Source organism: Bifidobacterium sp. ESL0825, assembly GCF_052606465.1.
Genome location: NZ_CP199589.1, coordinates 1,789,837 through 1,814,666, shown reverse-complemented (window position 1 = coordinate 1,814,666; position 24,830 = coordinate 1,789,837). Strand labels below are relative to the sequence as shown.

The window sequence follows — 24,830 nt, the reverse complement described above, 5'->3', positions numbered from 1 at the left end:
CAAGGTACCATTCCTGTTGCTCTGCAGACACGCCATAGTCTGTAGGCGGACGTTGCTCTTGAGGAATTGGCGGGTTCTGTTACTGGTTTGCAGTCAGGGCCTTGCTGATGGGCGTGCTGCCGCCGATGATGTTGTAGATCCTGCCTATGGTCTGCTCCAGGTCGACGCAGTCGGCCAGGCATTGTGCCACGTCGGGGATCGGTATGGGACCGGGCCCGTCTGGCTCGACCTGGATGGCTCCTGTGCCGGTCTGTTCGGTCAGGCTGCCTGGCTCGATAATGGTGTAGTCCAGCCCGGAGCTGATCAGGTATTGGTCGGCCATGTTCTTGGTCACGTAATAGTCGGCAAGGGCGTCGATGGCAGGTTTGACCTGGGGCTGCTCCCAGCGCAGCCAATCGGCTGCATACATGGCTCCCAGCATGACATACCTCGTGATGCCGACCGCTTTAGCGGCCTCTATGGTCTTCATGGCTCCCAGGGCGTCAATCTGGTTGATGTCCTTGCCACGCGATCCTGCAGTGAAGACGACAGCATCCGCATGCGACTTGCGGAATGCGTCGGTTACCTGGGAGAGCGGGTCATGCAAATCCAGAGTCATTGGTTCCACCTGCTGGCTGACGGGAATCTTCGAGGCCCCTCGTGCGCAGGCGACCACTTCATGACCGGCTTTTACCAGATCAGCGCAGGTCAATGCACCTACTCTGCCTGTGGCTCCTACAAGAATGATTCTTTTGCCCATGTTTATCCGCTTTCTCCGCATATGTGTTTTTGTGCGCCCGATTCGGCTGCTTTCCATTCTAGATGTCCTGGACCAGAAACAACAGGCGGCAAAACAGGCCAGAGCTTCCGGATCAGTGATTTCAAATATCAAGTCGCAGGCTGCTCAAATACAAGTCAGCATGAGTACGAAGCAGCTTTTTCATATTCCGCTTAACCGCGTTCACTTACTTGGAATGTGGCTTTGCGAGAAGGCATGAATCTTTAAGCCCAGGTCTGTTGCGGATATGAAAAAGGGAGGCATCTCGAAGGATATTGTCCTGGAGATACCTCCCTTAATCACGTTTAGTGGCGGCGGTGTGCTACTCTCCCACACTCTTCCGGGTGCAGTACCATTGCCGTGCTGGGTCTTAGCTTCCGGGTTCGGAATGGGACCGGGCGTCTCCCCCAGGCCATGACCGCCGCGAATCTTCAATTCTGCCGACCCTGCCGGGTCGGGGTCTCCTGGCGGCTTGGGGACCGGATGGTGGACGCGTGTCTCGTGTTTCGATCGCCTGTGCGTGTTCGTGTTCATTGCCGCAGGCATGTGTTTCGCAGTCGGGTTGATGCCGCCGCCCCTCACGGGGGCGGGTGTTGTGTTGTCTTCGACCATTAGTGCCGGTCGGCTCCGCCCCTTGCGGGGTGTCCACGTCCGGTCTATCGACCATGTGTTCTGCATGGGGTCTTCAGAAGCCGGAAGGCTTCATGGAATCCTTATCTTGGAGGGGGCTTCCCGCTTAGATGCTTTCAGCGGTTATCCCATCCGAACGTAGCCAACCGGCCGTGCCGCTGGCGCGACAACCGGCATACCAGAGGTTCGTCCACCCAGGTCCTCTCGTACTATGGGCAGGGCTCCTCAAGATTCCAACGAGCGCAGAGGATAGAGACCAAACTGTCTCACGACGTTCTGAACCCAGCTCGCGTGCCGCTTTAATCGGCGAACGGCCGAACCCTTGGGACCTGCTCCAGCCCCAGGATGCGACGAGCCGACATCGAGGTGCCAAACCATCCCGTCGATATGGACTCTTGGGGATGATCAGCCTGTTATCCCCGGGGTACCTTTTATCCGTTGAGCGATGCCGCGTCCGTACGCCGGCACCGGATCACTATCTCCGACTTTCGTCCCTGCTCGACCCGTCGGTCTCGCAGTCAAGCTCCCTTGTGCGATTGCACTCAACACCCGATTGCCAACCGGGCTGAGGGAACCCTTGGGCGCCTCCGTTACTCTTTGGGAGGCAACCGCCCCAGTTAAACTACCCGCCAGGCACTGTCCCTGGCCGGGATGACCGGCCGAGGTTAGAGGCCAGATGAGGACAGAGCGGTATTTCACATTCCGGCTCCACGGATGCTGGCGCACCCGCTTCGAAGCCTCCCGCCTATGCTACACAGTCCGCACCTAACGCCAATACCAAGGTATAGTAAAGGTCCCGGGGTCTTTTCGTCCTTCTGCGCTTAACGAGCATCTTTACTCGTACTGCAATTTCGCCGAGCTCCTGGTCGAGACAGTGGGGAAGTCGTTACGCCATTCGTGCAGGTCGGAACTTACCCGACAAGGAATTTCGCTACCTTAGGATGGTTATAGTTACCACCGCCGTTTACCGGGGCTTGAATTCACCGCTGCCCCCTCCGAAGAGGGATGACGGATCCTCTTAACCTTCCGGCACCGGGCAGGCGTCAGTGCATATACAGCGACTTACGTCTTCGCATGCACCTGTGTTTTTGGTAAACAGTCGCTACCCCCTGGTCTGTGCCGCCCCCACCGGCTCCGCGCGCAAGGCGCCTCACCGGCAGGGGCCTCCCTTATACCGAAGGCACGGGAGTGATTTGCCGAGTTCCTTGACCAGGATTCGCTCGATCGCTTTGGTATACTCTACCTGACCACCAGTGTCGGTTTAGGGTACGGGCGGCGCCACTCCTCACGCCGAAGCTTTTCTCGACGGAACGGCACACCGGATTCGGGGCACAAGGCCCCCCATCATCACACCTCGCGCTCATGCCGGGCGGATTTGCCTGCCCGACGCGCCGCATGCTTGACCACGGATAACCACCACCGCGGCCCGGCTCCCGTTCCGTGTCACTCCCGCGCTACCCGCCACGCATCCACACGCCGGTCCCACCACATCGGCAGGTCCGAAGACCAGCCTCCGAGGCAGGTAAGGGCACGCTTCCGCGTCTTGGATTGGACGGCTTGACGCCGGTAGGAGAATATCGACTCCTTCATCCATTCGACTACGCCTGTCGGCCTCGCCTTAGGACCCGACTCACCCGGGGACGACGAACGTGGCCCCGGAACCCTTGGTCATCCAGCGGGCGGGATTCTCACCCGCCTCTCGCTACTCATGTCTGCATTCTCACTTCCACACGGTCCACGGCCGGCTCACGCCGCCGCTTCGCCCCATGCGGAACGCTCTCCTACCCAGCACAGCAAACTGCGCTGCCGCGTCTTCGGTGGCGTGCTTGAGCCCCGCTACATTATCGGCGCGGAACCACTAGACCAGTGAGCTGTTACGCACTCTTTCAAGGATGGCTGCTTCTGAGCCAACCTCCTGGCTGTCTATGCGACTCCACATCCTTTCCCACTTAGCACGCGCTTAGGGACCTTAGACGACGATCTGGGCTGTCTCCCTCTCGACGACGGAGCTTATCCCCCGCCGACTCACTGCCGCGATACACCTCGCACGTATTCGGAGTTTGGCTGCTGTCGGTACCCGATACGGGCCCTCAAGCATCCAGTAGCTCTACCCCATGGAGGCACTCACGCGACGCTGCACCGAAATGCATTTCGGAGAGAACCAGCTATCACGGAATTTGATTGGCCTTTCACCCCTAGCCCCAGGTCATCGGCCCGGTTTTCAACCCAGGTCCGTTCGGTCCTCCCACGCGGTCTTACCCGCGCTTCAACCTGCCCAGGGCTAGATCATCCCGCTTCGGGTCCAGGACACGCGACTGGAAACGCCCTTATCGGACTCGCTTTCGCTACGGCTGCCCCACACGGGTTAGCCTCGCCACGCACCACTGACTCGCAGACTCATTTTTCGATAGGCACGCCGTCACCCCGAAAGGCTCCGACGGATTGTAGGCACACGGTTTCAGAAACTCTTTCACTCCCCTCCCGGGGTGCTTTTCACCTTTCCCTCACGGTACTCGTACGCTATCGGTCAGACAGGAATATTCAGGCTTACCCCACGGTCGGGGCCGATTCACACGGGATTCCACGAGTCCCGCGCTACTTGGGAACAAGAACCGGCAGGCGGCGCGCCTTCGGCTACGGGGCCATCACCCTCTACGGCCGGGAATTCAATCCCGTTCGCCTCACACGCCGCTTTATCACTGCCGCCGGGCCCGTCGGAGCCCGGACGCCAAGTCCCACAACACCCATGCCGCAACCCCCGACGGGTCTCACACGGCACCGGTTTGGCCATCATCCGCTTTCGCTCGCCACTACTCACGGAATATCCTTTCCTGCAGGTACTGAGATGTTTCACTTCCCTGCGTACCCCCCGCACGAATGCGGTGCCGGCCCATAACAGCCGGCGGGTTACCCCATTCGGACACCCTCGGATCAAAGCCCTGTCGGCGGCTCCCCGAGGCCTATCGCGGCCCCACGCGTCCTTCATCGGTCCTGTCTGCCAAGGCATCCACCATGCGCCCTTGCCGACAACACGGCCACAGGCCATGCCACGACAACAACAACTGCGAACTGCCAGACGACAAATCATCACACTAAACGATCACAAAACGATCGACCCGAACCCACCAAAAAATGGGCCCGGACGAAACAATACAGCAGACAGCCAGCCAGAAAAGCCAGCCATCCGCTCGCGTCCACTATCCAGTTCTCAAGCCACCAGCGCGCCGCCAAGACCCGCCACAGGGCAACACCCCATGCAGGAACCCGACGGGCGGCAGGAACACCACCCAAAACAAGGTGGCGGTCCGGGAACCCAACAGCGCATCCATGCCACAGCCTCAAGACCGTTCCACGCCAGCACGCCCACACCATCCGACCAACCGGCCGGACCCGCAGGCACGACCCCCGCGCAGCACGCGCGGAAGGATTTCCAAAATCTCCGTAGAAAGGAGGTGATCCAGCCGCACCTTCCGGTACGGCTACCTTGTTACGACTTAGTCCCAATCGCGGACCTCACCTTAGACGGCTCCCCCCCAAACGGGTTGGGCCACCGGCTTCGGGTGCTGCCCACTTTCATGACTTGACGGGCGGTGTGTACAAGGCCCGGGAACGCATTCACCGCGGCGTTGCTGATCCGCGATTACTAGCGACTCCGCCTTCACGGAGCCGGGTTGCAGGCTCCGATCCGAACTGAGACCGGTTTTCAGGGATCCGCTCCATGTCGCCATGTCGCATCCCGTTGTACCGGCCATTGTAGCATGCGTGAAGCCCTGGACGTAAGGGGCATGATGATCTGACGTCATCCCCACCTTCCTCCGGGTTAACCCCGGCGGTCCCCCGTGAGTTCCCGGCATGACCCGCTGGCAACACGAGGCGAGGGTTGCGCTCGTTGCGGGACTTGACCCAACATCTCACGACACGAGCTGACGACGACCATGCACCACCTGTGAACCGGCCCCGAAGGGAAGCCGCGTCTCCGCGGCCGTCCGGCACATGTCAAGCCCAGGTAAGGTTCTTCGCGTTGCATCGAATTAATCCGCATGCTCCGCCGCTTGTGCGGGCCCCCGTCAATTTCTTTGAGTTTTAGCCTTGCGGCCGTACTCCCCAGGCGGGATGCTTAACGCGTTAGCTCCGACACGGAACCCGTGGAACGGGCCCCACATCCAGCATCCACCGTTTACGGCGTGGACTACCAGGGTATCTAATCCTGTTCGCTCCCCACGCTTTCGCTCCTCAGCGTCAGTGACGGCCCAGAGACCTGCCTTCGCCATCGGTGTTCTTCCCGATATCTACACATTCCACCGTTACACCGGGAATTCCAGTCTCCCCTACCGCACTCCAGTCCGCCCGTACCCGGCGCCGATCCACCGTTAAGCGATGGACTTTCACACCAGACGCGACGAACCGCCTACGAGCTCTTTACGCCCAATAAATCCGGATAACGCTTGCACCCTACGTATTACCGCGGCTGCTGGCACGTAGTTAGCCGGTGCTTATTCGAAAGGTACACTCACTCTCGCTTGCTCCCAATCAAAAGCGGTTTACAACCCGAAGGCCGTCATCCCGCACGCGGCGTCGCTGCATCAGGCTTTCGCCCATTGTGCAATATTCCCCACTGCTGCCTCCCGTAGGAGTCTGGGCCGTATCTCAGTCCCAATGTGGCCGGTCGCCCTCTCAGGCCGGCTACCCGTCGAAGCCTTGGCAGGCCATCACCCCGCCAACAAGCTGATAGGACGCGACCCCATCCCATGCCGGTAAACCCTTTCCCGCACCATCATGCGATGATGCGGAGCATCCGGCATTACCACCCGTTTCCAGGAGCTATTCCGAAGCACGGGGCAGGTTGGTCACGCATTACTCACCCGTTCGCCACTCTCACCGCCAAGCAAGCTTGGCGGATCCCGTTCGACTTGCATGTGTTAAGCACGCCGCCAGCGTTCATCCTGAGCCAGAATCAAACCCTCCACAAAAAACCATGAAGAAGGCCGAAACAGCCCACATCAATAATTGACGGGCCAGCTTCCATAAGGAGGAAACCAACCCACGAAAAACCCCGACACCCCTCACAACGCTCCCACGTACCCGACAACAGCCGGGCGGGCATCGGACTGGCAATCAAAAAGCTATAAGTAGCACAAACACGCTCTTGAGTTCTCAAACCACCACCACACCAACAAGCCATCCAGCTTCCTCCCGGAAGAAGAACCGCCGTGTTGAGCAGCAAGAGATAAACTTACCACGAGCCGGCCAAAACGCAACTCGGCCATTCTGGGAGCACCCTTAAAACCAGCAATAACAAGCCCTCAGACGGCGTGTCGTCATATGTCCCTTTTTATTTTAGAACATCGCGAAGTTGGGACTTCAGCCTACCGTTTCTGCGTCATGCACACATTTTATTCACAAAGTATTGCTTGAGCCACTGCTGGGTCGGCGTGTCAGCATGATCCTTCTGAATTCTGGTCAGGACCGGTTACATCCAATACGGAGTTCGCCTTTCGTCCGCGATCGCCAGTCATCCACACCCTACGAATGCGAATGTTGATATAGGTGTATATTCGCGCACCAAGTTGGCCTTCGACTCATTGAGTCTATTAACGGATGGTAAGACGGGTGTATGAGCACAACAATTGCAGTACTGACCGGGGCGGGCATCTCGACTTCAGCCGGCATACCGGATTTCCGCGGGCCTGACGGGGTTTGGACCAAGCATCCCGATCAGATGAGCGTCTATGACCTGGACCTGTTCATGAGCGACCGGAAACAGCGGGAGTATTCATGGCGGTGGCAAAAGGAGTCGCCGGTCTGGAAGGCCCAGCCCGGAGTGGCCCACAAGGCACTGGCCAAGCTGGAGCAGGCAGGCATGCTGAACCTGCTGGCTACGCAGAACTTCGATGCCCTCCACGAGAAAGCCGGCAACTCCGAGGACGTCATCGTCAACCTTCACGGAACCATCGGCACCTCCCACTGTATGAAATGCGGTCAGGCATACCGGACAGCCGACATCATGGCCAGGCTTGATCAGGAACCCGACCCACACTGCCATAAGCCCATGCCCTACCAAGGCAACATGCCTTGCGACGGCATCATCAAGACCGATGTGGTCTACTTCGGTCAAGCCCTACCTGAGGGCGCCATGGAGAAGAGCATGAGGCTGGCCAGCCAGGCCGATCAATTCTGGGTGATCGGGTCCACCTTGGAGGTGTATCCTGCGGCCTCGCTGGTGCCAGTGGCAGCCCAGGCGGGCGTGCCAATCACCATCATGAACATGGGTTCGACACAGTATGATTCTTTGGCAACCCGACTCATCCACGAACCCATCGAAGAAGCGCTGCCCAAGCTCGTTGACAAGACCATCACCGGCCAGAGTTGATTCCCTAACCTTTCCACGCAATTATTGGAACAGGTCTGCGATCTGCAGATTTCTGATGGGCCCTGCAAGAACCTGCAGGGCCCACTATGGCAATCCTTGAGCCGTCTTCCGTCTCACTACAGACAGACTCCGCCTGTACCGGTCCCCTATCACGCGGATACTCTACATCAGGAAACGTAACCCTGCCCTAGAAGAAGGAGGGCGAATCGACTCCGGAAGCCGAAGTCTTCCCGCCCGAGCAAACCTATGATGCCCTGGGCATGCCCTTATCAGCAACGACGAGGACTGGGACCAGATACCAATAGGGTCCATGAAATCGAACAGGAATAACCGCGCTTCCCCGCTCCTCTGCATCCAACGCGCCCCATCATATCTCTCCACCTATTCGCAGCACCGACAGAGTCGGTTCTTTGATCCAAAACCCCCATAGCCACACCACAATGATCAGCGGACACCCCTGGCTTCAGGCCATACATCCCATCGGGGCCTTTTCATGCCCGATAGCATACTTTTAGTAGAGCCATAAGCCTGAAACGCCTTGTCCCAACAGAGCTCCGACGCTTCCGATATAGAATCCAGCTCTCTCAGATGGTCACCAAGTAGATTACATGTGTAATAGCCGAGCTCAAACGCGCCCGAAAGACATGATCACGAGTCCAAATTCATCGGGGAAAGCATCGGCACCTCTCGCCAGCGGAAGAAACGACCGCTTAATAGTGTCCGCATCCGGCGAACCCGCTGGGCCATCATGGCACACATGGCCAGCTGGGGCTTCCCTTGACAGCAGATGATCAAACGGAGGAGTGCCGAATATCCCGGAATGATCATGCAAGGTCGCCGCGATCCAGCAGGTTCGGCTTCAGTCCCGTGTCATGCGCCGACGAGTTCGGTGTGGTGGTTTTCAGCGTCCCGCTGGACGAGCATGCGGAAGTATTCGCTACGGTTCTTCAACCCCTCGCGCTTGATGGCGGCGGATACGTATTCGTCCATGGGTTCGCTCAAGCGCACGCTGTGCTGCACGCTCGGTTTCCTGCCCTGTTCGCGCTGCTCGAGCGATGGGCGTCCCATCAGGGTGGCGAACAGCTTCGTGGCATCTGTGTCGGGGTCGAGCATGGCCTGGCTGATCCTCCTGGCTTCCTCGCCGCCCCATGCGGAGACCGGCGGCTTCGAGGGGGCCCGGTCGAGCCGGTCCATGCGGTTCTCGTATTCGCTTGCCTTCACAGTCGTGCGCCGTGTGTTCTTGTCGCTCATTGCCGTTTCCTTTCCGTCGTCGTCCTGTTCCCGCCCCGGCCGTCGGACCAGCGGTGCCAGTAGTCGCGCCACAGTCCGCCCAGGTGCATGACGTGGAATACCCGCATGTCGGGCCCATCGGGGTGGATGAGCACTTCGAGCAGGTCATCGTCCAACGCGCCTGGGTGCCTTTTGCACACGATGAGCGCTGTCGGCGGATCCCCGGGCGCCGGCGGTGGCACGGACGGGTCGTCCGGGTCAACGATCGCGGTCCATACCGGTTCGCCTATAGCCCTGAGCACCATGGCCTCGTCGAGGCGGTCCTCGCCGAAATGCCGGTGCGCCGAATCCGTGAACCTAATCGCCATACCACTATTGTAATGCACTTTTATGGCGCCGGGAAGAGGTTCCTTCCTGTTAATGGGCGCACTACAGGGGATTCGGCATGCTGAGGCGATGACATGATCGGCCAGAGGATGAGGCAGCGCTCTGCAAGCATCAAAGAAGAGATGGGGGTTGCCGGGCGTTTCCTGCGGCGGCAAGGCGGTGTGCTTCACCATAGTGGCTCAACCAAGATTCGACAAGCAAAGAGCAAGGGATGTATTCGCTAGCGAAGTAAATCAGCGGGGTAATTTGATGGAGTAATACAACTTTGTATGACTGAAATGCACTGGAAAGGAGGCGGAAATGGCGCGAAGTGAAAATGATATAAGGAGAGAGAATGCGATCTTGCACATTGGTAAAGGTCGACGAATCTGCACGCAAAGATGGTCTGAAGAATGGGGAGATCAGATACGCCGTCCGCCACCCTTTCGGCTTTCAAAAACCCTGGGCAATCCCGGAGAGGCGACGGTCGCGTTCGTCGGCCCCAGGCATGAAGGAGGCTCGCCCCATAACGTCATCGAGGTGATTGCGGCTAGCCGTGAGGATGGCCTCCTGCATGCATTCCACGCCATGCCCATCACCGACAGGTGGATGCATCTAATGCATTGCAAATGACGGCGGTTTTGCTGAAGGACCCGCTATCCCAGACCGTTTGGCCTGGGGATGGCGGTCTCCCGATAAATAGAAAGGAAAACGCAGGTGAGCTATACAAGCGAGGAGCTTGATGCAATGGCTGACCGGGGTGAGCTGAAGCCCGCGCCCGGAACTGCGGTGTACAGGGACCCTGGTGCTCCGGCCCTGAAGGACAAAGAGTTGATGGGCATCTTCGCCGGCCGACCCCGCGAAGAGGAGCAACGTCCCGTCAACGTGGAACTACGTGTGAAGGTCACGCCGACCATGAAGGACCCCCTGAAGCGCATCGCCCGGGAGGAGAACCTGCATAACTCTTCGGCGCTGGTTCACTCCGTCCTGGCCGACTTCATCCGGAATCGGGCGAAAAAAGCATGTAAAGCCTTTTGACTGCCTGGCTTCTGATTGTCGTTGTCTTAAGCAAAAAGCAATGGCTGCGATCCGGAAAAAGCCGCGGTCTTTTCCTGATTACAGGAGCCTATAAAACGACCCGAAGCCGAAATGAATCATCGAGGAGGATGCCCTCCACAGCAGGACGCGGCTGGTAGATCCAAGGAATACTCAGAAGAAAAAAGTGCGGCCTTTGACTGCAGGTCGTCAGTGTGGTGCCATATAGATAGAAGGCGGGAGAGAGGAGCTCAAACGCTCAAGATGACCAGAAGCGCCGGCAGGCATGGTGTAACGAATACCAGGAAATCGGCTATGCCGTCCTGCATTATGCAGGCAAAGAGGAGGTCTAGGCTCGGAATGGGCTGGATGCCGTGGTGTTCGTCGGGCCCAGGCATCCTGGAGCGCTTGAAAAGAATTGCATCGAGGTCATAGTCAAGGAAGACGAGCCCGGGGAATTCGTCGCCTTCCACACCTTGACCGTCAACGACGTGTGGCGCTATCTGATTGAGTAGCACAAGCGCGACCGATAGACGGACAGACAAACCAACCAACGATCAAAAAGCCATGTCTATGGATAAAGGAATCGAAGCCATGAAGGAATACGAGTACGAGCCTAAGACGGAAAAAGAGCGCCGGCAGATGGAGGAGATGACCGCCAAGGCCGAACGTGGGGAGCGCCTGGATGCCGTCCCCGGCTCCGAACAGTTCATGGACCCGAACCGCGAGGTGGACGAGGACCAGTTCTTCAGGGATCTCCATACGGAATTCGAACAGATGCGCCTGCGCCGGGCCGAGGCCACCCGGTGAGGGCGAAGAGAGACAGGCGCACAGGAAGGGAAAGGAGCGCAAAATGGCCAAGCAAGTCACATCCGAGAACCAGAAGGACATCGATGCGATGATCCATGCAGCCGATCGGGGGGAGCTGATCCACCACACGGAGGCCGCCATCCGGCGGGACCCCGGCGCCCCGCTGCTGACCGACAAGCAGGCCGCATCGCTCATGGCCCAGAGCATGGCGAAGTTGGAGAAGCTGGAGAAGCAAGGGGCCGAGGAACGGACCGCGTGATGCGCCTGGAGGGTCAGGGCGCCCAAGGACCTGGGCGACAAAGCCAGCCGGGCGGCCAAGAAGGAGGGCACCCCCAAGTCGGCCATCATCCGCAAGGCATACCCAGAACGGCCAGCCGGTCCTGGGTCATCCTGGTGGACAGATTCTCCATCTCCATGCATGCGATACAAGCCTGCCGGAGCCGGCAGGAAAGAGCAGAGTCGGGCGTGCGCACCGGAAGAACTGCCACAGTCTGAAGCAAGCATTCCACCGTTATCCCAAAAAGGACCCGAAACCAGCTCATCACATCCATAGAACACCGGCAATCACGAAATCACCATCAATCAATACACCCCAAGTGCGCCAACCAGCACAGACAGCAATCACGTCCAGACAAGCCACAATCAGACCAAATTCAAGAGATGGACTTCTTGCATTAAAATGCGGAAAATCCGGTGTTATCGTTGAAATGACACCAAATTCTGCGCACGATGCGCTAATCCGACAAAATTCGGCTGCAAGGACATGCGCAAAATCCAAAATCTGCGCGGGAACCAATGCACGAAACAAGCGAGATCAACGGCCTTTATGTGGACCGTTGCCTGTTTATGCAGCAAGCCGTACCTGCCGGCCAAAGGCAAGAGGAAGATTCAGCGATTCTGCTCACCAAAGTGTATGAACAACTACCACTGGAACGAGGACAAGGACGCCCTAAACCGGTTCGCCGACAAGTCAAAGATGACCCGCCAGCACGGAAAACAAACAGCGAACGCCGAGCGGAAACCTTGAATCCCTCCTCTTTAACAAGAACCCTCACTGCGTAGATATACTGAATTTAGTATGAAAAATCTTCTCTTGCCGGGAACAGAACGGGGAACAAAGAGAAGCAGTAAAGGGTATTGCCTCCTTACGAAAGAATTCGCCAGTCAGAATCCACGGCCCCTAGGCGGACCGCAATGGAAGCAGCTCAACAGGCAGCGCTGGGCCTACCTAATGCCCGACTTCTGCCGCATATTTCTGCCTATCCGCAACCCCGAGCCTGGTGCAGCCGAATGGGTGCGCATCAACGGCAGCCGGACCTACGCCTACCAGACCCCGGTCATCACCTGGAAATCGCTCCGGAACCAGATGGGCTCGAACTATGCAGAAGCACGAAACTTCGTCACCAGATTCAAACAGTCGCAGAACCATAAGGCCGCTCTCTGGAACGCGGCCCTGACCGAGGCCGGCGCAGAGGGCAGCCTACATTAGAGCATCAAGAAAGACGGCGCAAGGATTGCCATAGATAGTCCATGCAAGAACCTGCAGGCTATCAGCCAAACTCAGCAACGGCGACGGCCATTCTGGCTGTTTGCCCGGTCGTGATCCTTATCTTGGAACCTTGGAAGCTGGGCATTGGACCCCGGTTCCGATCGGGAAGCTAGGCTCAGTAGTTCTGATGGACCTGGAAGCCTCGACTGCGCAAGGTATCCAAAATCTGGGTGATGTGGTCGGGGCCGTTGGTCTCCACAGTCACCTCCAAGAGCACGCCGTTGTCATAGTGGCCGGAAGATTTGAACTGGTCGTGGTTGAGCTCGATGACATTGGCTCGCAGATCGGCCAAGACCGTGGCCACATTGACCAGCTGGCCGGGAACGTCAGGTAGCTCCACGCCGAACTGCATGATGCGTCCGCGGGAGATCATCCCCCGCTGGATGACCGCACCCATGGTGACCGTGTCGATGTTGCCGCCCGAGATGATGGGGACGATCACATGCGGACCCGGGGCCGACCGGAAGACATCGGACTGCAGATCCAACTGGCCCAAGGCCGCCAAGGAGACCGCTCCGGCTGCCTCGACCACCAGTTTGTGCTTCTCCAGCATGAATAGGATCATCTCGGAGATGTCGCTTTCGGTCACCTGGACCAGATCATCCATATATCGGCTGAGCAGAGCGTAGTTCAGATCGCCGGGACGTCTGACGGCTACGCCCTCGGCAGCTGTGCGCATCTGATCCGCTGCGATCACATGACCAGCTGTCAGAGATTCACGCCAGGCCGGAGATCCGACCGGGGTGGCTCCGATGACCCTGACGTCTGGCTTGAAGGTCTTTACGGCGAGCGCCACGCCGGCGCCCAGCCCGCCCCCACCCAGGGGAACCACGATATCGGTGACATCGGGCACGTCCTGAAGAATCTCCATGGCGATGGTTCCCTGACCGCAGACGACCTCGTAGTCGTCAAAAGGCGGGACGAAGGTCATGCGGCGATCACGTGCCAGACCCAAGGCGTAATCGGAACTTTCGTCGAAGACCTCGCCCTGCAGGACAACCTCGGCGCCATAGGCCCGAGTGGCATCGACCTTGAGGGGCGGCGTGATCCGGGGCATGACAATCGTGGCCTTCGCGCCACGGCTGCGTGCGGCAAAAGCCACCCCCTGGGCATGATTGCCGGCGGAAGCGGTGACGATGCCGCGATCCAGCTCGTCCTGATCCAACGAGGCCACCTTGTTATAAGCTCCGCGAATCTTGAAGGATCCGGTCAGCTGCAGATTCTCCGGCTTGAGCAGAACGCGATGGCCTATCCGAGCACCCAGATCATCGGATTCCTCGATAAGGGTATGACGGGCCACACCTTCCAGACGTTGGGCGGCTTTGCGCAGATCAGCGGCATGATCGGACTCAAGACAGGCAGTGATTGTTGAAGTATCCATGCTCCAAGTATGGTCGGCCGGGCCCGACCAATGGGGTCAGCCGTCAACATGGTGGACACCCAAACCTGCCAAACACCAAAAGATGTGAGCACTCGAACGTTTGGATACCCGAAAAGTTGCCGACAGTTCTCGACAGTCGCCACTAAGAGGTAGCGACAGGCAACAGTCGCAACCTACAGCCCATGATCATCCGTCCGCGGTCATCACAGGCTGTCACCGCAGTGAGCGCCAATCACCGCCAGCTGCCCGTGAACTTACCGGGCTTCACGAGCAGTCACCGGTGGGGCAAGCGATCGTCTGCCTGACTTGCCCCCGCCTCACTTCTCGTCAGTGAGCTGGGCATGCGCCTCGTCGACCACGGTATGGTCGTCGCGGAAGTCGTGGGATGCCACGGGCTCATTGGAGTCACGGGCCACACCGGCACCCAGGTCGGCCAGCAGCAGAGTGACTGCGGTCGGATCGTTGACCCGCAGCCGGGCCTTGGTCTGGCCGGGCCCGACCTTGATGGTCCATCCCTTATCGGGCATGACGGCAAACATGGTCTCGTCCGTTTCATCGTCGCCCAGGGCCATCATGAAGTCGTAATCATCGCTGTTGACGAAGGGCAGGATGGCCTGGCCCTTGCTGGTGGCCACAGGGGTGACCTCGACGACCTTGGAGTTCTCCATGATCATCAACCCCAGGCCGACCACTACTCCGCGCAGACGATGGAGCAGATCCTGACGCTCCTGTTCCGCCACCTGGGCATCGCTCATCCGGTAGTGCCAGGCCACCGCATCGGACTTGCTCTCCACAAAGGAGTTGGGGACCCTGGTGGCCGACTCATCCATGATTGGTCGGATCACCTTCTGCCAGGTATCGGAGTCGGGCAGGCCTTGCGCCCGCTGCCACTCGTCCGAGTCGCTGCCGGGCAGGTTGCGGTTCCAGGCGCCGTGCTCGGCAATCAGCCCCACCGGCAGGTCGCCGAACCAATCCTGCATGATCTGATGGCTGCGGCCGGAGACCAGCAGGAAGTCCACATCGGGATTGCTTCCCACCTGGGTCAGCAGACGGCGGAGGGCCTGGGTGGGCTTGGCCCGCTCAGGACGGCGAACCAGCGGGGTCAGCGTCCCGTCATAGTCACACAGGACCAGACGACGATGGGCGCCGTCCCACTGACGAACGATGGCGTTGTGGTGATCCATACGCAGCCTCCTGTCTGTCATGCCCGGAGTGGAGACCTGCCGCAGGGAGTCAAGGAACGAGGTGCACCAGTTGGCTGCGGTGCGCACCTTGAGCCGGGCCTGCATGCGGATGTTGCGCCGCTTGGACTCCTCGGGGGTGATCTCCAGAGCGTTGTGCAGGGCCTCGCAGACCATGTCGATGTCGTAGGGATTGACGATGAAGGCATCGGTCAGCTCGTCGGCAGCCCCGCACATGTCCGACAGGACCAGGGTGCCGTCGCGCCCGTCATGGCAGGCCAGGTACTCCTTGGCCACCAGGTTCATCCCATCGCGCAGGGGGGTGACCAGGGCTACGTCTCCAGCCGTGTAGATGCCGCAGACCGGCTTGATGGACAGGGAGCGGGTGATGTAGTGGATGGGGGTCCAGGCCAGCAGGGAGTAGCGGCCGTTGATCTCGCCCACCAGCTGGTCCACCTGGGCCTTGAGCCGCTGATAGGACTCGACGACCTCACGCGAGGGGGTGGCCAGCAGGTAGTAGGTGACATGGCCCACCCACTCAGGGTACTTGTCCAGCATGCGGCCGAAGGCCTGAAGCCGCTCGGGCAGACCCTTGGTGTAGTCCAGCCGATCCACCGAAACGATGACCTTGTTGGAGCGGCTGCCCACCGAGGAAGCCGCCTGCTTGGCCAGCGTGGACTCGGGGATGTCCTTCTCCATGTAGTGGCTCCACCAGTTGGCGTCCGATGTGGCGGCTTCGTTGGCCGCCACGCCCTCGGCAGTCACCGAGGTGCGGTAGCGATGACGGGGGGACTTGCCGCAGGCCTCGTCGATTCCTCGACGCATGGCCCGGGCCAGGCCGGAGTGGGCGGTACGCCGGTAGAGGTTGTAGTCGATGCCAATGGGGAAGGCGTCGATGGCTGCTCGGTGGCCGTCAGGCATCTCGACCACGCCGTCCCGGTTGACGGGCAGTTCGGGCAGCAGCCTGTGCAGGGAAGCCAGGAAGCTGGCGGAGAAGTCCACCGTGTGGAAGCCGATCAGGTTGGCGCCCAGGACGCCCTCCAGGATCTCGCGGCTCCAGGGCAGGGAGCGGAAGATCTCGGCGCTTGGGAAGGGCACGTGCAGGAACCAGCCGATGGAGGCGTCAGGGTAACGTTCGCGCAACATCTTGGGCAGGAGCATCAGGTGGTAGTCCTGGACCCAGATGGTGTCGCCCTTGCGGATAAGCGGCTCCACCACCTGTGCAAAACGCATGTTGACCTTGCGGTACATCTCCCAGTCCTCCTGGCGGAAGACGGCCTCGTGCGAGAAGTCATGGAAGAGCGGCCACAGGGTGTTGTTGGAGAACCCGGCGTAGTATCCGTTCAGCTCCTCCTTGCTCAGGAAGATAGGAATGCACCGGCTCTCCCGGTAGGCCTGACGGATGCGGTCCAGCTCCTTTTCCGAGTACTTCTGAGGATCGATGCCGCTCCAGCCGATCCAGAGGCAGTCCTTATGGGAACGGTGGTAGGGGCCGATGGCCGTGGCCAGTCCCCCCACGTTCTGGTGCAAGGTGTAGGAGCCGTCTTCCTGCGCCTGCAGTGACATGGGCAAACGATTGGAGACAATGATCAGACGAGACATGCAACCCGCTTTCTATTCCCGTCCGTGCCGGAATCGTCGGGATTGACCACGGCACGGACCCATCGCCCCTGGACCCGGGGGACCCATCCGGTCCCACAGGTCCATCGGGGCATCGCTGACTTCCACTCTAGCCTGGAAGTTGTGCCGGCGACGGGGTTTCCTCAGAGTCGGTAGACGAAACCCTCCCATGGGGAGAGACGACCGGTCAGCAGTGAGCTGGCAGTTTGCTCGGGCCGGTAGGTGGATATGAGGATCCGGTCGGGGTCCACAGCCCCAAGAGCCATAGAGGTGAATCCGGTCTGGTCCAAGCCCAGAAGCGCTGCGGTTTCAGGAGGCAGTGAGGCCGGGCGGCTGCTCAGATTGACCACAACCAGCAGGCGCTGGCAGGGCAGGGCATCCAGAACACTGGCAGCCTCGGGTCCCGACTTGGGTTCCGGCGCCTGGTCCAGGCAACGGGTGAATGAATAGATCTGGTTCGCATCCGGATCCAGAAGGGTGAAGTCGCCGGCCGCCACGACCGGATTGGTGTGACGCAGACGAATCAGCTCACGGTAGAAGGCCAGAACCGATTCAGGGTCACGCAGCTCGGTCTTGGCGTTGATCTTGTCCCGGTTAGCATTGACGGCCAGCCAGGGCTCCTTGGGAGCATAAGAAGCCGTGAAGCCAGCGAACTTGGTGGAGTCCCACTGCATGGGGGTGCGGGCATTGTCGCGGCTCATATAGGCCAGGGCTGCCATCATGGACTCCGGATCCTGCTCGTGCGCCTGGTCGACCCGCTGATGGTAGAGGTTGATGGATTCCAGATCCTGGTACTGGTCAAGGCTGGTGAAGCCGGCGTTGGTCATGCCCAGCTCCTCGCCCTGATAGATGTAGGGGGTCCCCCGGTGCATGTGCAGGAGGAGCCCCAGGGCCTTGGCCGAACGCGAGCGCAGCTCCTCGCTGGAGGTGTCGCCCCAACGGGAGACGATCCTGGGCTGGTCGTGGTTGTCGAAGTAGAGGCTGGCCCATCCGGCCTTGGCCACGGCCTGCTGCTGCTCGTCCATGACCGCCTTGAGCCGGGAGACCCGGAAGGGGCGGATGTCCCACTTGCTGTCCCCGGTGTCGACCTCGGTCTGGGTGAAGAGGAAGAGCATGTCCAGCTCGTGGTTGGCCGGATCGGTGATCTGCCCGCTGCGGGCAGGCGCCAGACTGGGAGCCTCCCCCACGGTCAGGTAACCCTGCCGACCCTGGAAGACCTGGCTGCGCATCTCTTGGAGGAATTCGTCCAGTCTGGGGCCGTCCACGCAGAAGGGCACCGAGGACGAGTACCCCTCAGGCCCCACGGGACCGTCAGCGATGGCCGATCCGTCCTCGCCGGGCAGACGGCCCTCGGGGTCGACGGTCTTGGAGATCATGACGATCACATCCATGCGGAACCCGTCGATGCCCCGGTCCATCCACCAATTCATCATGTCGAAGACGGCCTGCCGGACCTGGGGGTTCTCCCAGTTGAGGTCAGGCTGCTTCTTGGAGAACAGGTGCAGGTAGTATTCGCCTCGCTGTGGATCGTACTGCCAGGCGGAGCCCCCAAAGTAGGACCCCCATTGGTTGGGCTCTGCGCCCGGGGTGCCGGGTTCGTGGCCGGCCTTGGCGGGACGCCACCAGTACCAGTCGGCGTGCGGGTCATCCTTGTTGCGGGAGGCCTGGAACCAGGCGTGCTCGTCCGAGGTGTGGTTGACCACCAGATCCATGACCACCTTGATGCCCCGACGGTGGGCCTGGTCCAAAAGCTCGTCCATATCGTCCATGGTGCCGAAGATGGGGTCGATGTCCTGATAGTCGGAGATGTCGTACCCGTTGTCATCCTGGGGAGATCGGTAGACAGGGCTCAGCCAAATCACGTCCACGCCCAGATCGGCCAGGTAGTCCAGACGCTGGGTAATGCCCGGCAGGTCGCCGTAACCGTCGCCGTTCGTGTCCTGGAAGGACCGTGGATAGATCTGGTAGACCACCGCATTGGCCCACCAGGGGTTGGGGGTGGCTCCGTTGGTCCGCACCCGGTCGGGCAGCTGCATGCGTTCTTCCTGGGTCATGATCCTCCTGGCCGGACGGGTTCGGACGTCCTTGTGCCACCCCCACTATAAATCACCCATTCACCCCCGGTTGGCCTGCTCCTCATGATGGACGCGGAAGGCCAGCTCGGCCAGATGGACGCCGTGGGTCAGGAACTCCTGGGTCCGGCAGACGTAGTCATGCTCGCGTCCCAGACGTGCCAGATAGCCGTTGATGTAATCCACCTCGGTCGGGCGGCCCTTGGACATGTCCTGATACATGGAGGGGTAGTGGAGGGGATTGCCCACGCGGCTGACGTAGTCCACCTCGTCCAGGGTCTCCTGCCGGGTCTGGATCAGCTGCTTGCCGGCCCGCTCGCAGGCGTCATAGGCCTCGTCGATCAGCTGGCGGGACATATCTTTGGCGCCCGGGTAGGAGATGAACTGGCCCATGGTGATCTGGTACATGGTGCAGATGGTGTTGACCACCGAGTTGAAGATGATCTTGGCCAGGCAGGTGCCCTCGAAGTTCTCGGTCAGGATGGGGTTGAGGTTGGCGGCCTTGAAGTCCTCGGCCATTCCGCGCTCCAGGTCGCTGGTCTGCTCGGTCATGGCGCACAGATGCATGGAGCCGGCCCCGGATTTGCCGATGAAGTCCACGTCGCCCGGCCCGTTGAGGACTGTGCCGATCATGGCCGTGCCGCCGTAGATGCGCTCTTTTGGGAAGTACTTGAGCAGCTTGTCGAAATGCCCCCAGCCGTTCATGGCCGAGAAGACCACCTGATGGTCGCGGAAGAGCGGTGCGCAACGCTCCAGGACAGCCTCCAGCTGCATCTGCTTGAGCATGACGATCCAGACATCGGGGTCGCCCTTGTAGTCCTCGGGGGTGTAAATGTTGACGGGCACCAAATGACGATTTTCGTGATCGCGGGAGACATAGACGCCTCCCTGGTCATGAACCTTGTCAATATTGGGCATCCAGGTATCCACGAAATCCACCTGCAGGCCGGCCTGCTCCTGCAGCAGCACACCCAGACGATAGCCCATGGCTCCGGCACCGATGACCGTATATCGCATCGAAACACACCCTCTTCATTTTCTTGATTAGACAACGCACCTCCGGGGACCGGCCCGGGGGATACCAAGCAGTATGCCGAGACGGCAGAAGGGAACCAAGGCAACGGTCGCATGGTGGACATAAGAGCTGGGACATGCCAGGATTCCCGCACCTTGGAGGACCTGGCCGCATACGCGGACATCCCGCCATCCCGATGAAAACGTCGACCTAGGCTGGAACCCATGCAGAAAGAGCAGAGAGGAGCCGGAAGGATGGACCGGCGGACCCTGGCCATCCTTGTCCTGGTGGGCGTGATCAGCGGATTCCTGTCGGGGATGTTCGGCATCGGCGGCGGATCGATCATCGTGCCTGCCCTGGTATGGACCGGACTGCAGCAACGGCAGGCCTCGGCTACCTCGCTGGCATCAATGATCCCCATGTCGCTGGCCGGTGTGGCCTCCTACGCCCTGGGCGGGCATGTGGACTGGCTGGCAGCCCTGCTGCTGGCCGTGGGCACGGTCATTGGGGCGCAGATCGGCACCTGGCTGCTGGACCGGCTTCCAGAGGTGATACTCAGGTGGCTCTATGTGGGCTTCCTGATGGCAGTCATTGCCCAGCAGCTGCTGTCCACGCCCTCCAGAGATAGCAGCATCCAGCTGAGCCCGGCGGTGGCTTTGATCATTCTGCTGGTCGGAATCCTGATCGGAACCCTGTCAGGGTTGCTGGGCGTTGGCGGCGGAGCCATAGCGGTCCCTGCTCTGGCTCTGCTGGGCGCCAGCGACCTGATCGCCAGGGGGACCTCCCTGCTGGCCATCCTGCCCAGTTCACTGTCAGGGACATTCACCAACCTTCGGCACCACCTAGTCCACGCCGGTCAGGGGCTGCTTCTGGGCATCGTGGCTGCTCTGACCACACCGGTGGGCACCTGGGCAGCCTCAGGAGTCAGCGCGCGAGTGGGCGCCAATCTGTTCGCCGCCTACCTCTGCCTGATCGTCCTGCGCTGCATCTGGGCGGCCCTCCAGGTCACCCCGGCCTTCCAGCGGTACAGAGCCAATCACAGCCACCGCTGAAAACAGGACTCAGTCCCGGCGGTGCCGGGCGAAGAAGTCGGCAAGGATCCCGGCGCATAGCTGTTCACACACGCCGCCCAGCACCTCGACCTTTGACCCGGTGTGCGGGTCACGGGGCAGATCCCAGACCGACCCGCAGGCTCCCATCTTGGGGTCCCAGGCGCCGAAGACCACCCTGCTGAAGTGGCAGGCCATCAGGGCTCCGGCACACATGGGGCAGGGCTCCAGGGTGACGACCATGGTGCACCCTGCCAGATCCCAGCCCGCGTCGGATTTCCCGATGGCCTCCATCTCGGCATGAGCCAGGGGACGGCCCAGGGTCTGCCGCTGGTTGAAGCCCCGACCGATGACCCGGCCCGAGGCATCCAAGACCAAGGCGCCCACGGGCACGTCCCCCTGGTCTCCGGCTATCCCGGCCAGCCGCAGGGCCTCCTCCATGGGCGCCTTCCACCGTTCTTGCACGGGCTCAGTCTGACAGTCCAGCCCGACAGGCCAGTTCAGTTGATCATGCCCGCGATGCGGCGGCGCACATGGTGCAGATGGCCCTTGGGCCGCCCGGACGTGTCGATGCCACGCTTTGCCAGGAAGGCACGAACCATCTTGTCGCCCTCGCTGAAGATCAGGACCGTCAGCCCAATCACCAGGCAGATGAGCCACTGGCTTGCACTCAGTGGAGCCATGCCCAGTACGCCTGCAACCGGAGCCAGATACATGGCTCCCGCATGGATGCCCAGGGCCACGAACGAGGCCACCAGAAGGAAGGTGTTGTCCAAGGGATTGAGTTGGAAGATCAACCTGTTCTCGGACCTGGCCGACATGGCGACGAAGAAGTTGAAGAGGACCAGCAGGGTCAGGGCGATGGTACGGGCGTGGGCCAGATCCATTCCCGCGTTGATGTTGAGGCGGAAGAGGACCAGGATGCAGGTGGCCATCCAGAGCCCGCAGACGGCCAGTCGCGCCCAGAGCACCCGCGAGAGCAGGCCCTCTCCAGACGAACGTGGGGGCGACTCCAGTTCATCCCCGTTGCCTGGTTCGAATCCCAGGGCAATATCCTGGACACCGTTGGTCACGAAGTTGATCCAGAGCATCTGCAGGGGCAGGAAGAGCAGGGGCTCCTCGGAGATCACATTGACCCCGACGGCGATCATGGCGGCTGCAGCCGTGGACAGAAGGAAGTAGGCGGACCCGCGGATGGCCTTGAAGATGACCCTCCCCTGGCGCACGGCCTGGGTGATGGTGACGAAGTTGTCGTCGGTCAGGACCACATCGCTGGCCTCCCGGGCCACGTCAGTGCCGGAACGGCCCATCGCGATACCCACTGAAGCTGCCTTCAGTGCCGGGGCGTCATTGACGCCGTCGCCGGTCACAGCCACCACGTGGCCCTCGTCCTGCAGGGCCTCCACAATGCGCAGCTTGTCCTGGGGGGAGACGCGGGCGGCGATGGAGGTCTCACGCAGACGGGCCCGGAGGACCTCGTCACTCATCTCCAGCATTTCGCTGCCGGTCAGCGCCTGGTCGGTGTGCTCCAGACCCAGGCGGCGGCCTATGGCGGCCGCGGTCACCGGGTGGTCGCCGGTGATCATGACCACGCGGATGCCGGCCCCTGCGCATTCGGCGATGGCCTCGCGCACGCCGGGTCGAGGCGGGTCGAGCATGCCCTCAAGCCCCAGGAAGGTCAGGTCGTCAGGTCGACGACGGGAGGCGGGGTCCTGGTCAGAGGAGAGGACCCTGCTGGCCACGCCTATGACGCGCAGCCCCTGGGAGCCCATGGCTTCGTAGGACTTGTGGACGGCCTGGGTGTCCAGGGGAACGACCTGGCCATCCGGATCCAGCATGGTTCGGCTCATGGCCATGACGGCGTCCGGGGCGCCCTTGACGTATTGGGTCAGGGTGCCGTCCGGACTGCGGCGGATGGTCATGGAATGGAGCAGCTCTGGCTCGTAGGGGGTCTCCATGACGATAGGAGCGTCCAGGTCTTCAGCAGTCACAGCCCCGGTCTGGTCGGCCAGGCGGGCCATGGCCATGTCGACCGCGTCGCCGCTGTATTCGATCTCGCCCTGTTCATTCGGCTGCCGGTGGGCCTCATTGGTCAGAGCCCCGGCCCGAGCTAGGGCGGCCAGGCCGCTCATACGGTCGTCGTCGGATACAGCCGCTGCGCCCAGGTCCAGGCCCTCTACGGGGACCGGCTGGCCGCCGCCCAGGGTGAACTGTTCCACGGTCATGCGGTTCTGGGTCAGCGTGCCGGTCTTGTCCGAGCCGATGACGGTGATGGAGCCCAGAGTCTCCACCGCTGGCAGCGAACGGACGATGGCATGGTATTCAGCCATCCTCGAAACGCCCAAGGCCATGGCCACGGTCAGCACGATGGGCAGGGCCTCGGGCATGGAGGCCACCACCAGCGAAACTGCTGACAGGAAGGCCCCCGTGGCATCGCCATTGAGGATGGCTCCGCCGATGAAGACGAAGATGGCCACCAGGATGACGGCGACGGCGATGCCCAACTCAGTGCGATGGATGATCCGCTGCAAAGGTGTGCGGCCCTTGGCCACATGGACCAGATCGTTGATCTCGCCCAGCTCGGTGTCGGAGCCGGTGGCCACCACCAGCCCGCGTCCACGGCCGCTGGTGACCATGGTGCCCGAGAAGGCCATGCAGTGCCTGTCGCCCAGTGCTGCATCGCGGTCCACGGGGTCTGTATTCTTCTTGGCGTCCTCGCTTTCGCCCGTCAGCATGGCCTCGTCGATGCGCAGGTGAAGGGCCTCGACCAGCCTCAGGTCGGCGGGGATGCGGTCGCCGCTCTCCAGGAGGACCAGATCGCCCGGGACCAGCTGGTCGGCGTCAATCTGCTCCATCCGGCCCTGGCGCACCACCCGTGTGGTGGGGGTGGACAGGGTGGTCAGGGCCTCCACGGCCTTGTCAGCCTTGGACTCCTGCACATAGCCGATGATGGCATTGAGAAAAAGAACCAGGAAGATGGCCGCAGCGTCCACATAGTGCTGCAGAAAAATGGTGATGATGCCGCAGACCATCAGAACGGCGATCAGGGGGCCGGCGAACTGCTCCAGGAAGAGCTTCCAGCGAGGTTTGGCCTGGGCCTCAGCCAGGCTGTTGGGCCCGAAGAGCTCCAGTCGGCGTGCGCTCTCCTGCGTATCCAAACCTTGGTCCCCGGTGTGCAGGGTCTCCAGCACAGCCGAGGTCTCCAGGCTGTGCCAGTCGGTGTCGTCGAAACGCATGTCAGCCCCTGCTGCCGCTGCGTTCTGATTCGTAATGTTTGTAGATGTCATGGATGATGTCATCGGTCAACCTGGCCTTTCCAAACCGGATCGGTCATTTGTCCCCGCATGCGACCCTCTGCAGTCGTTCTTGCAATCTTCCTTTTGGACCGGGGGATGTCCAAAAGCATCGGGGAAACAATAGCGTTCATGCAAGTCCCCGGGGTCAAGAGATGGGGCTCCATGGTCAGCCGCCGCAAGCAATGCCCGCTGGGAGGTTCGGAGCCTTCCCGGTCTTCACGAGTATACCGATTGAGCCGGCCTTTCATGCGCTTGCGGGGGTCCCCGGGCCGGATTTTCACAAATGTTCGCCTATCGCGAGCGCAGTCTGTCCACCGTTTTGACTGAAGGTGTCAACTTAGCGCACATTGTCCATCAATACTGTTCCTGGATATCGCCATTCCGTATACTGGACTATGCGACGTCGATCCTCATGCGACCCTGCACTCGAAGATTCCTTCATTGGTCGAACGAACCCTGCTAGTCGGGC

General features: G+C 60.8%; 19 protein-coding genes and 3 rRNA genes. 8 read left to right on the top strand and 14 right to left on the bottom strand.

What is annotated here, in order from left to right; genetic code table 11:
* Positions 1–79: 79 nt before the first annotated feature.
* A complete protein-coding gene (locus tag ACUIAG_RS07655; protein WP_445339553.1) occupies positions 80–739 on the bottom strand; it encodes an NAD(P)H-binding protein in 660 nt (219 codons plus the stop codon).
* On the opposite strand from ACUIAG_RS07655, the gene ACUIAG_RS07650 reads away from it, so the two are divergent.
* Positions 738–977: a hypothetical protein gene (locus ACUIAG_RS07650; protein ID WP_445339552.1), complete on the top strand. Its 240-nt coding sequence runs from the start codon at positions 738–740 to the stop codon at positions 975–977. The genes ACUIAG_RS07655 and ACUIAG_RS07650 overlap by 2 nt on opposite strands.
* Before the next feature lie 89 nt (positions 978–1,066).
* Here ACUIAG_RS07650 and rrf read toward each other — a convergent pair.
* From rrf to ACUIAG_RS07635, 3 genes are all read right to left on the bottom strand, one after another.
* Positions 1,067–1,183 (bottom strand): 5S ribosomal RNA (gene rrf / locus ACUIAG_RS07645).
* A gap of 166 nt (positions 1,184–1,349) precedes the next feature.
* Positions 1,350–4,421: ribosomal RNA gene (locus tag ACUIAG_RS07640) — 23S ribosomal RNA — on the bottom strand.
* A 411-nt stretch (positions 4,422–4,832) separates the two neighbouring features.
* Positions 4,833–6,357: ribosomal RNA gene (locus ACUIAG_RS07635) — 16S ribosomal RNA — on the bottom strand.
* Together the 16S, 23S and 5S rRNA genes form the textbook arrangement of a ribosomal RNA operon.
* 644 nt (positions 6,358–7,001) lie before the next feature.
* Here ACUIAG_RS07635 and ACUIAG_RS07630 point away from each other — a divergent pair.
* Positions 7,002–7,757, top strand: a complete 756-nt coding sequence (locus ACUIAG_RS07630) for a Sir2 family NAD-dependent protein deacetylase (RefSeq protein ID WP_445339551.1) — start codon at positions 7,002–7,004, stop codon at positions 7,755–7,757.
* An 870-nt stretch (positions 7,758–8,627) separates the two neighbouring features.
* Here the strand turns inward: ACUIAG_RS07630 and ACUIAG_RS07625 are convergent.
* Both ACUIAG_RS07625 and ACUIAG_RS07620 read right to left on the bottom strand, forming a co-directional pair.
* A complete protein-coding gene (locus ACUIAG_RS07625) occupies positions 8,628–9,008 on the bottom strand; it encodes a toxin-antitoxin system protein (protein ID WP_101431815.1) in 381 nt (126 codons plus the stop codon).
* Complete coding sequence (locus ACUIAG_RS07620; RefSeq protein WP_445339550.1) at positions 9,005–9,355, bottom strand: hypothetical protein; 351 nt, start codon at positions 9,353–9,355, stop codon at positions 9,005–9,007. The genes ACUIAG_RS07625 and ACUIAG_RS07620 overlap by 4 nt, the downstream gene beginning before the upstream one ends.
* Positions 9,356–10,070: 715 nt before the next feature.
* Here ACUIAG_RS07620 and ACUIAG_RS07615 point away from each other — a divergent pair.
* Positions 10,071–10,391, top strand: coding sequence for a hypothetical protein (locus ACUIAG_RS07615; RefSeq protein WP_445339549.1), 321 nt, complete (start codon positions 10,071–10,073; stop codon positions 10,389–10,391).
* A gap of 248 nt (positions 10,392–10,639) precedes the next feature.
* Here ACUIAG_RS07615 and ACUIAG_RS07610 read toward each other — a convergent pair whose 3' ends face one another.
* The gene (locus ACUIAG_RS07610) at positions 10,640–10,861 is read right to left on the bottom strand and encodes a hypothetical protein (RefSeq protein WP_445339548.1); all 222 of its coding nucleotides are present in this window, start codon (positions 10,859–10,861) and stop codon (positions 10,640–10,642) included.
* Positions 10,862–10,982: 121 nt separating this feature from the next.
* Between ACUIAG_RS07610 and ACUIAG_RS07605 the strand changes: the two genes are divergently transcribed.
* Genes ACUIAG_RS07605 through ACUIAG_RS07595 form a run of 3 tightly spaced genes read left to right on the top strand, consistent with a single transcriptional unit; the run spans position 10,983 to position 11,693 of the window.
* On the top strand, positions 10,983–11,198 hold the full coding sequence (locus ACUIAG_RS07605) for a hypothetical protein (protein ID WP_045923824.1): 216 nt from the start codon (positions 10,983–10,985) through the stop codon (positions 11,196–11,198).
* Between the two features lie 43 nt (positions 11,199–11,241).
* Complete coding sequence (locus ACUIAG_RS07600; RefSeq protein ID WP_445339547.1) at positions 11,242–11,457, top strand: hypothetical protein; 216 nt, start codon at positions 11,242–11,244, stop codon at positions 11,455–11,457.
* Positions 11,454–11,693 (top strand): hypothetical protein, encoded by a 240-nt coding sequence (locus ACUIAG_RS07595; RefSeq protein WP_445339546.1) that lies wholly within the window; start codon positions 11,454–11,456, stop codon positions 11,691–11,693. The genes ACUIAG_RS07600 and ACUIAG_RS07595 overlap by 4 nt, the downstream gene beginning before the upstream one ends.
* Positions 11,694–11,739: 46 nt before the next feature.
* On the opposite strand, the gene ACUIAG_RS07590 is transcribed toward ACUIAG_RS07595, so the two are convergent.
* Positions 11,740–12,006 carry a hypothetical protein gene (locus ACUIAG_RS07590; protein ID WP_445339545.1) on the bottom strand — a complete coding sequence of 89 codons (267 nt, stop codon included), beginning with the start codon at positions 12,004–12,006 and terminating at the stop codon, positions 11,740–11,742.
* A gap of 423 nt (positions 12,007–12,429) precedes the next feature.
* Between ACUIAG_RS07590 and ACUIAG_RS07585 the strand changes: the two genes are divergently transcribed.
* On the top strand, positions 12,430–12,687 hold the full coding sequence (locus ACUIAG_RS07585) for a hypothetical protein (RefSeq protein ID WP_445339544.1): 258 nt from the start codon (positions 12,430–12,432) through the stop codon (positions 12,685–12,687).
* 175 nt (positions 12,688–12,862) lie between these two features.
* Here ACUIAG_RS07585 and ilvA read toward each other — a convergent pair whose 3' ends face one another.
* The 4 genes from ilvA to ACUIAG_RS07565 all read right to left on the bottom strand — a co-directional run bounded on the left by ilvA (position 12,863) and on the right by ACUIAG_RS07565 (position 20,018).
* Complete coding sequence (ilvA, locus tag ACUIAG_RS07580; RefSeq protein ID WP_198189759.1) at positions 12,863–14,128, bottom strand: threonine ammonia-lyase; 1,266 nt, start codon at positions 14,126–14,128, stop codon at positions 12,863–12,865.
* Positions 14,129–14,445: 317 nt separating this feature from the next.
* Positions 14,446–16,911, bottom strand: a complete 2,466-nt coding sequence (locus ACUIAG_RS07575) for a bifunctional alpha,alpha-trehalose-phosphate synthase (UDP-forming)/trehalose-phosphatase (RefSeq protein ID WP_445339543.1) — start codon at positions 16,909–16,911, stop codon at positions 14,446–14,448.
* 161 nt (positions 16,912–17,072) lie between these two features.
* Positions 17,073–18,983, bottom strand: coding sequence for a glycoside hydrolase family 13 protein (locus ACUIAG_RS07570; RefSeq protein ID WP_445339542.1), 1,911 nt, complete (start codon positions 18,981–18,983; stop codon positions 17,073–17,075).
* A gap of 60 nt (positions 18,984–19,043) precedes the next feature.
* Complete coding sequence (locus ACUIAG_RS07565; protein ID WP_313842275.1) at positions 19,044–20,018, bottom strand: ketopantoate reductase family protein; 975 nt, start codon at positions 20,016–20,018, stop codon at positions 19,044–19,046.
* 222 nt (positions 20,019–20,240) lie between these two features.
* Here ACUIAG_RS07565 and ACUIAG_RS07560 point away from each other — a divergent pair, with 222 nt between their 5' ends.
* A complete protein-coding gene (locus ACUIAG_RS07560; RefSeq protein ID WP_313837521.1) occupies positions 20,241–21,068 on the top strand; it encodes a sulfite exporter TauE/SafE family protein in 828 nt (275 codons plus the stop codon).
* A gap of 9 nt (positions 21,069–21,077) precedes the next feature.
* Here ACUIAG_RS07560 and ACUIAG_RS07555 read toward each other — a convergent pair whose 3' ends face one another.
* Positions 21,078–21,506: a nucleoside deaminase gene (locus tag ACUIAG_RS07555; protein WP_445340390.1), complete on the bottom strand. Its 429-nt coding sequence runs from the start codon at positions 21,504–21,506 to the stop codon at positions 21,078–21,080.
* A 59-nt stretch (positions 21,507–21,565) separates the two neighbouring features.
* Positions 21,566–24,352: a cation-translocating P-type ATPase gene (locus tag ACUIAG_RS07550; RefSeq protein WP_445339541.1), complete on the bottom strand. Its 2,787-nt coding sequence runs from the start codon at positions 24,350–24,352 to the stop codon at positions 21,566–21,568.
* Positions 24,353–24,830 lie beyond the last annotated feature (478 nt).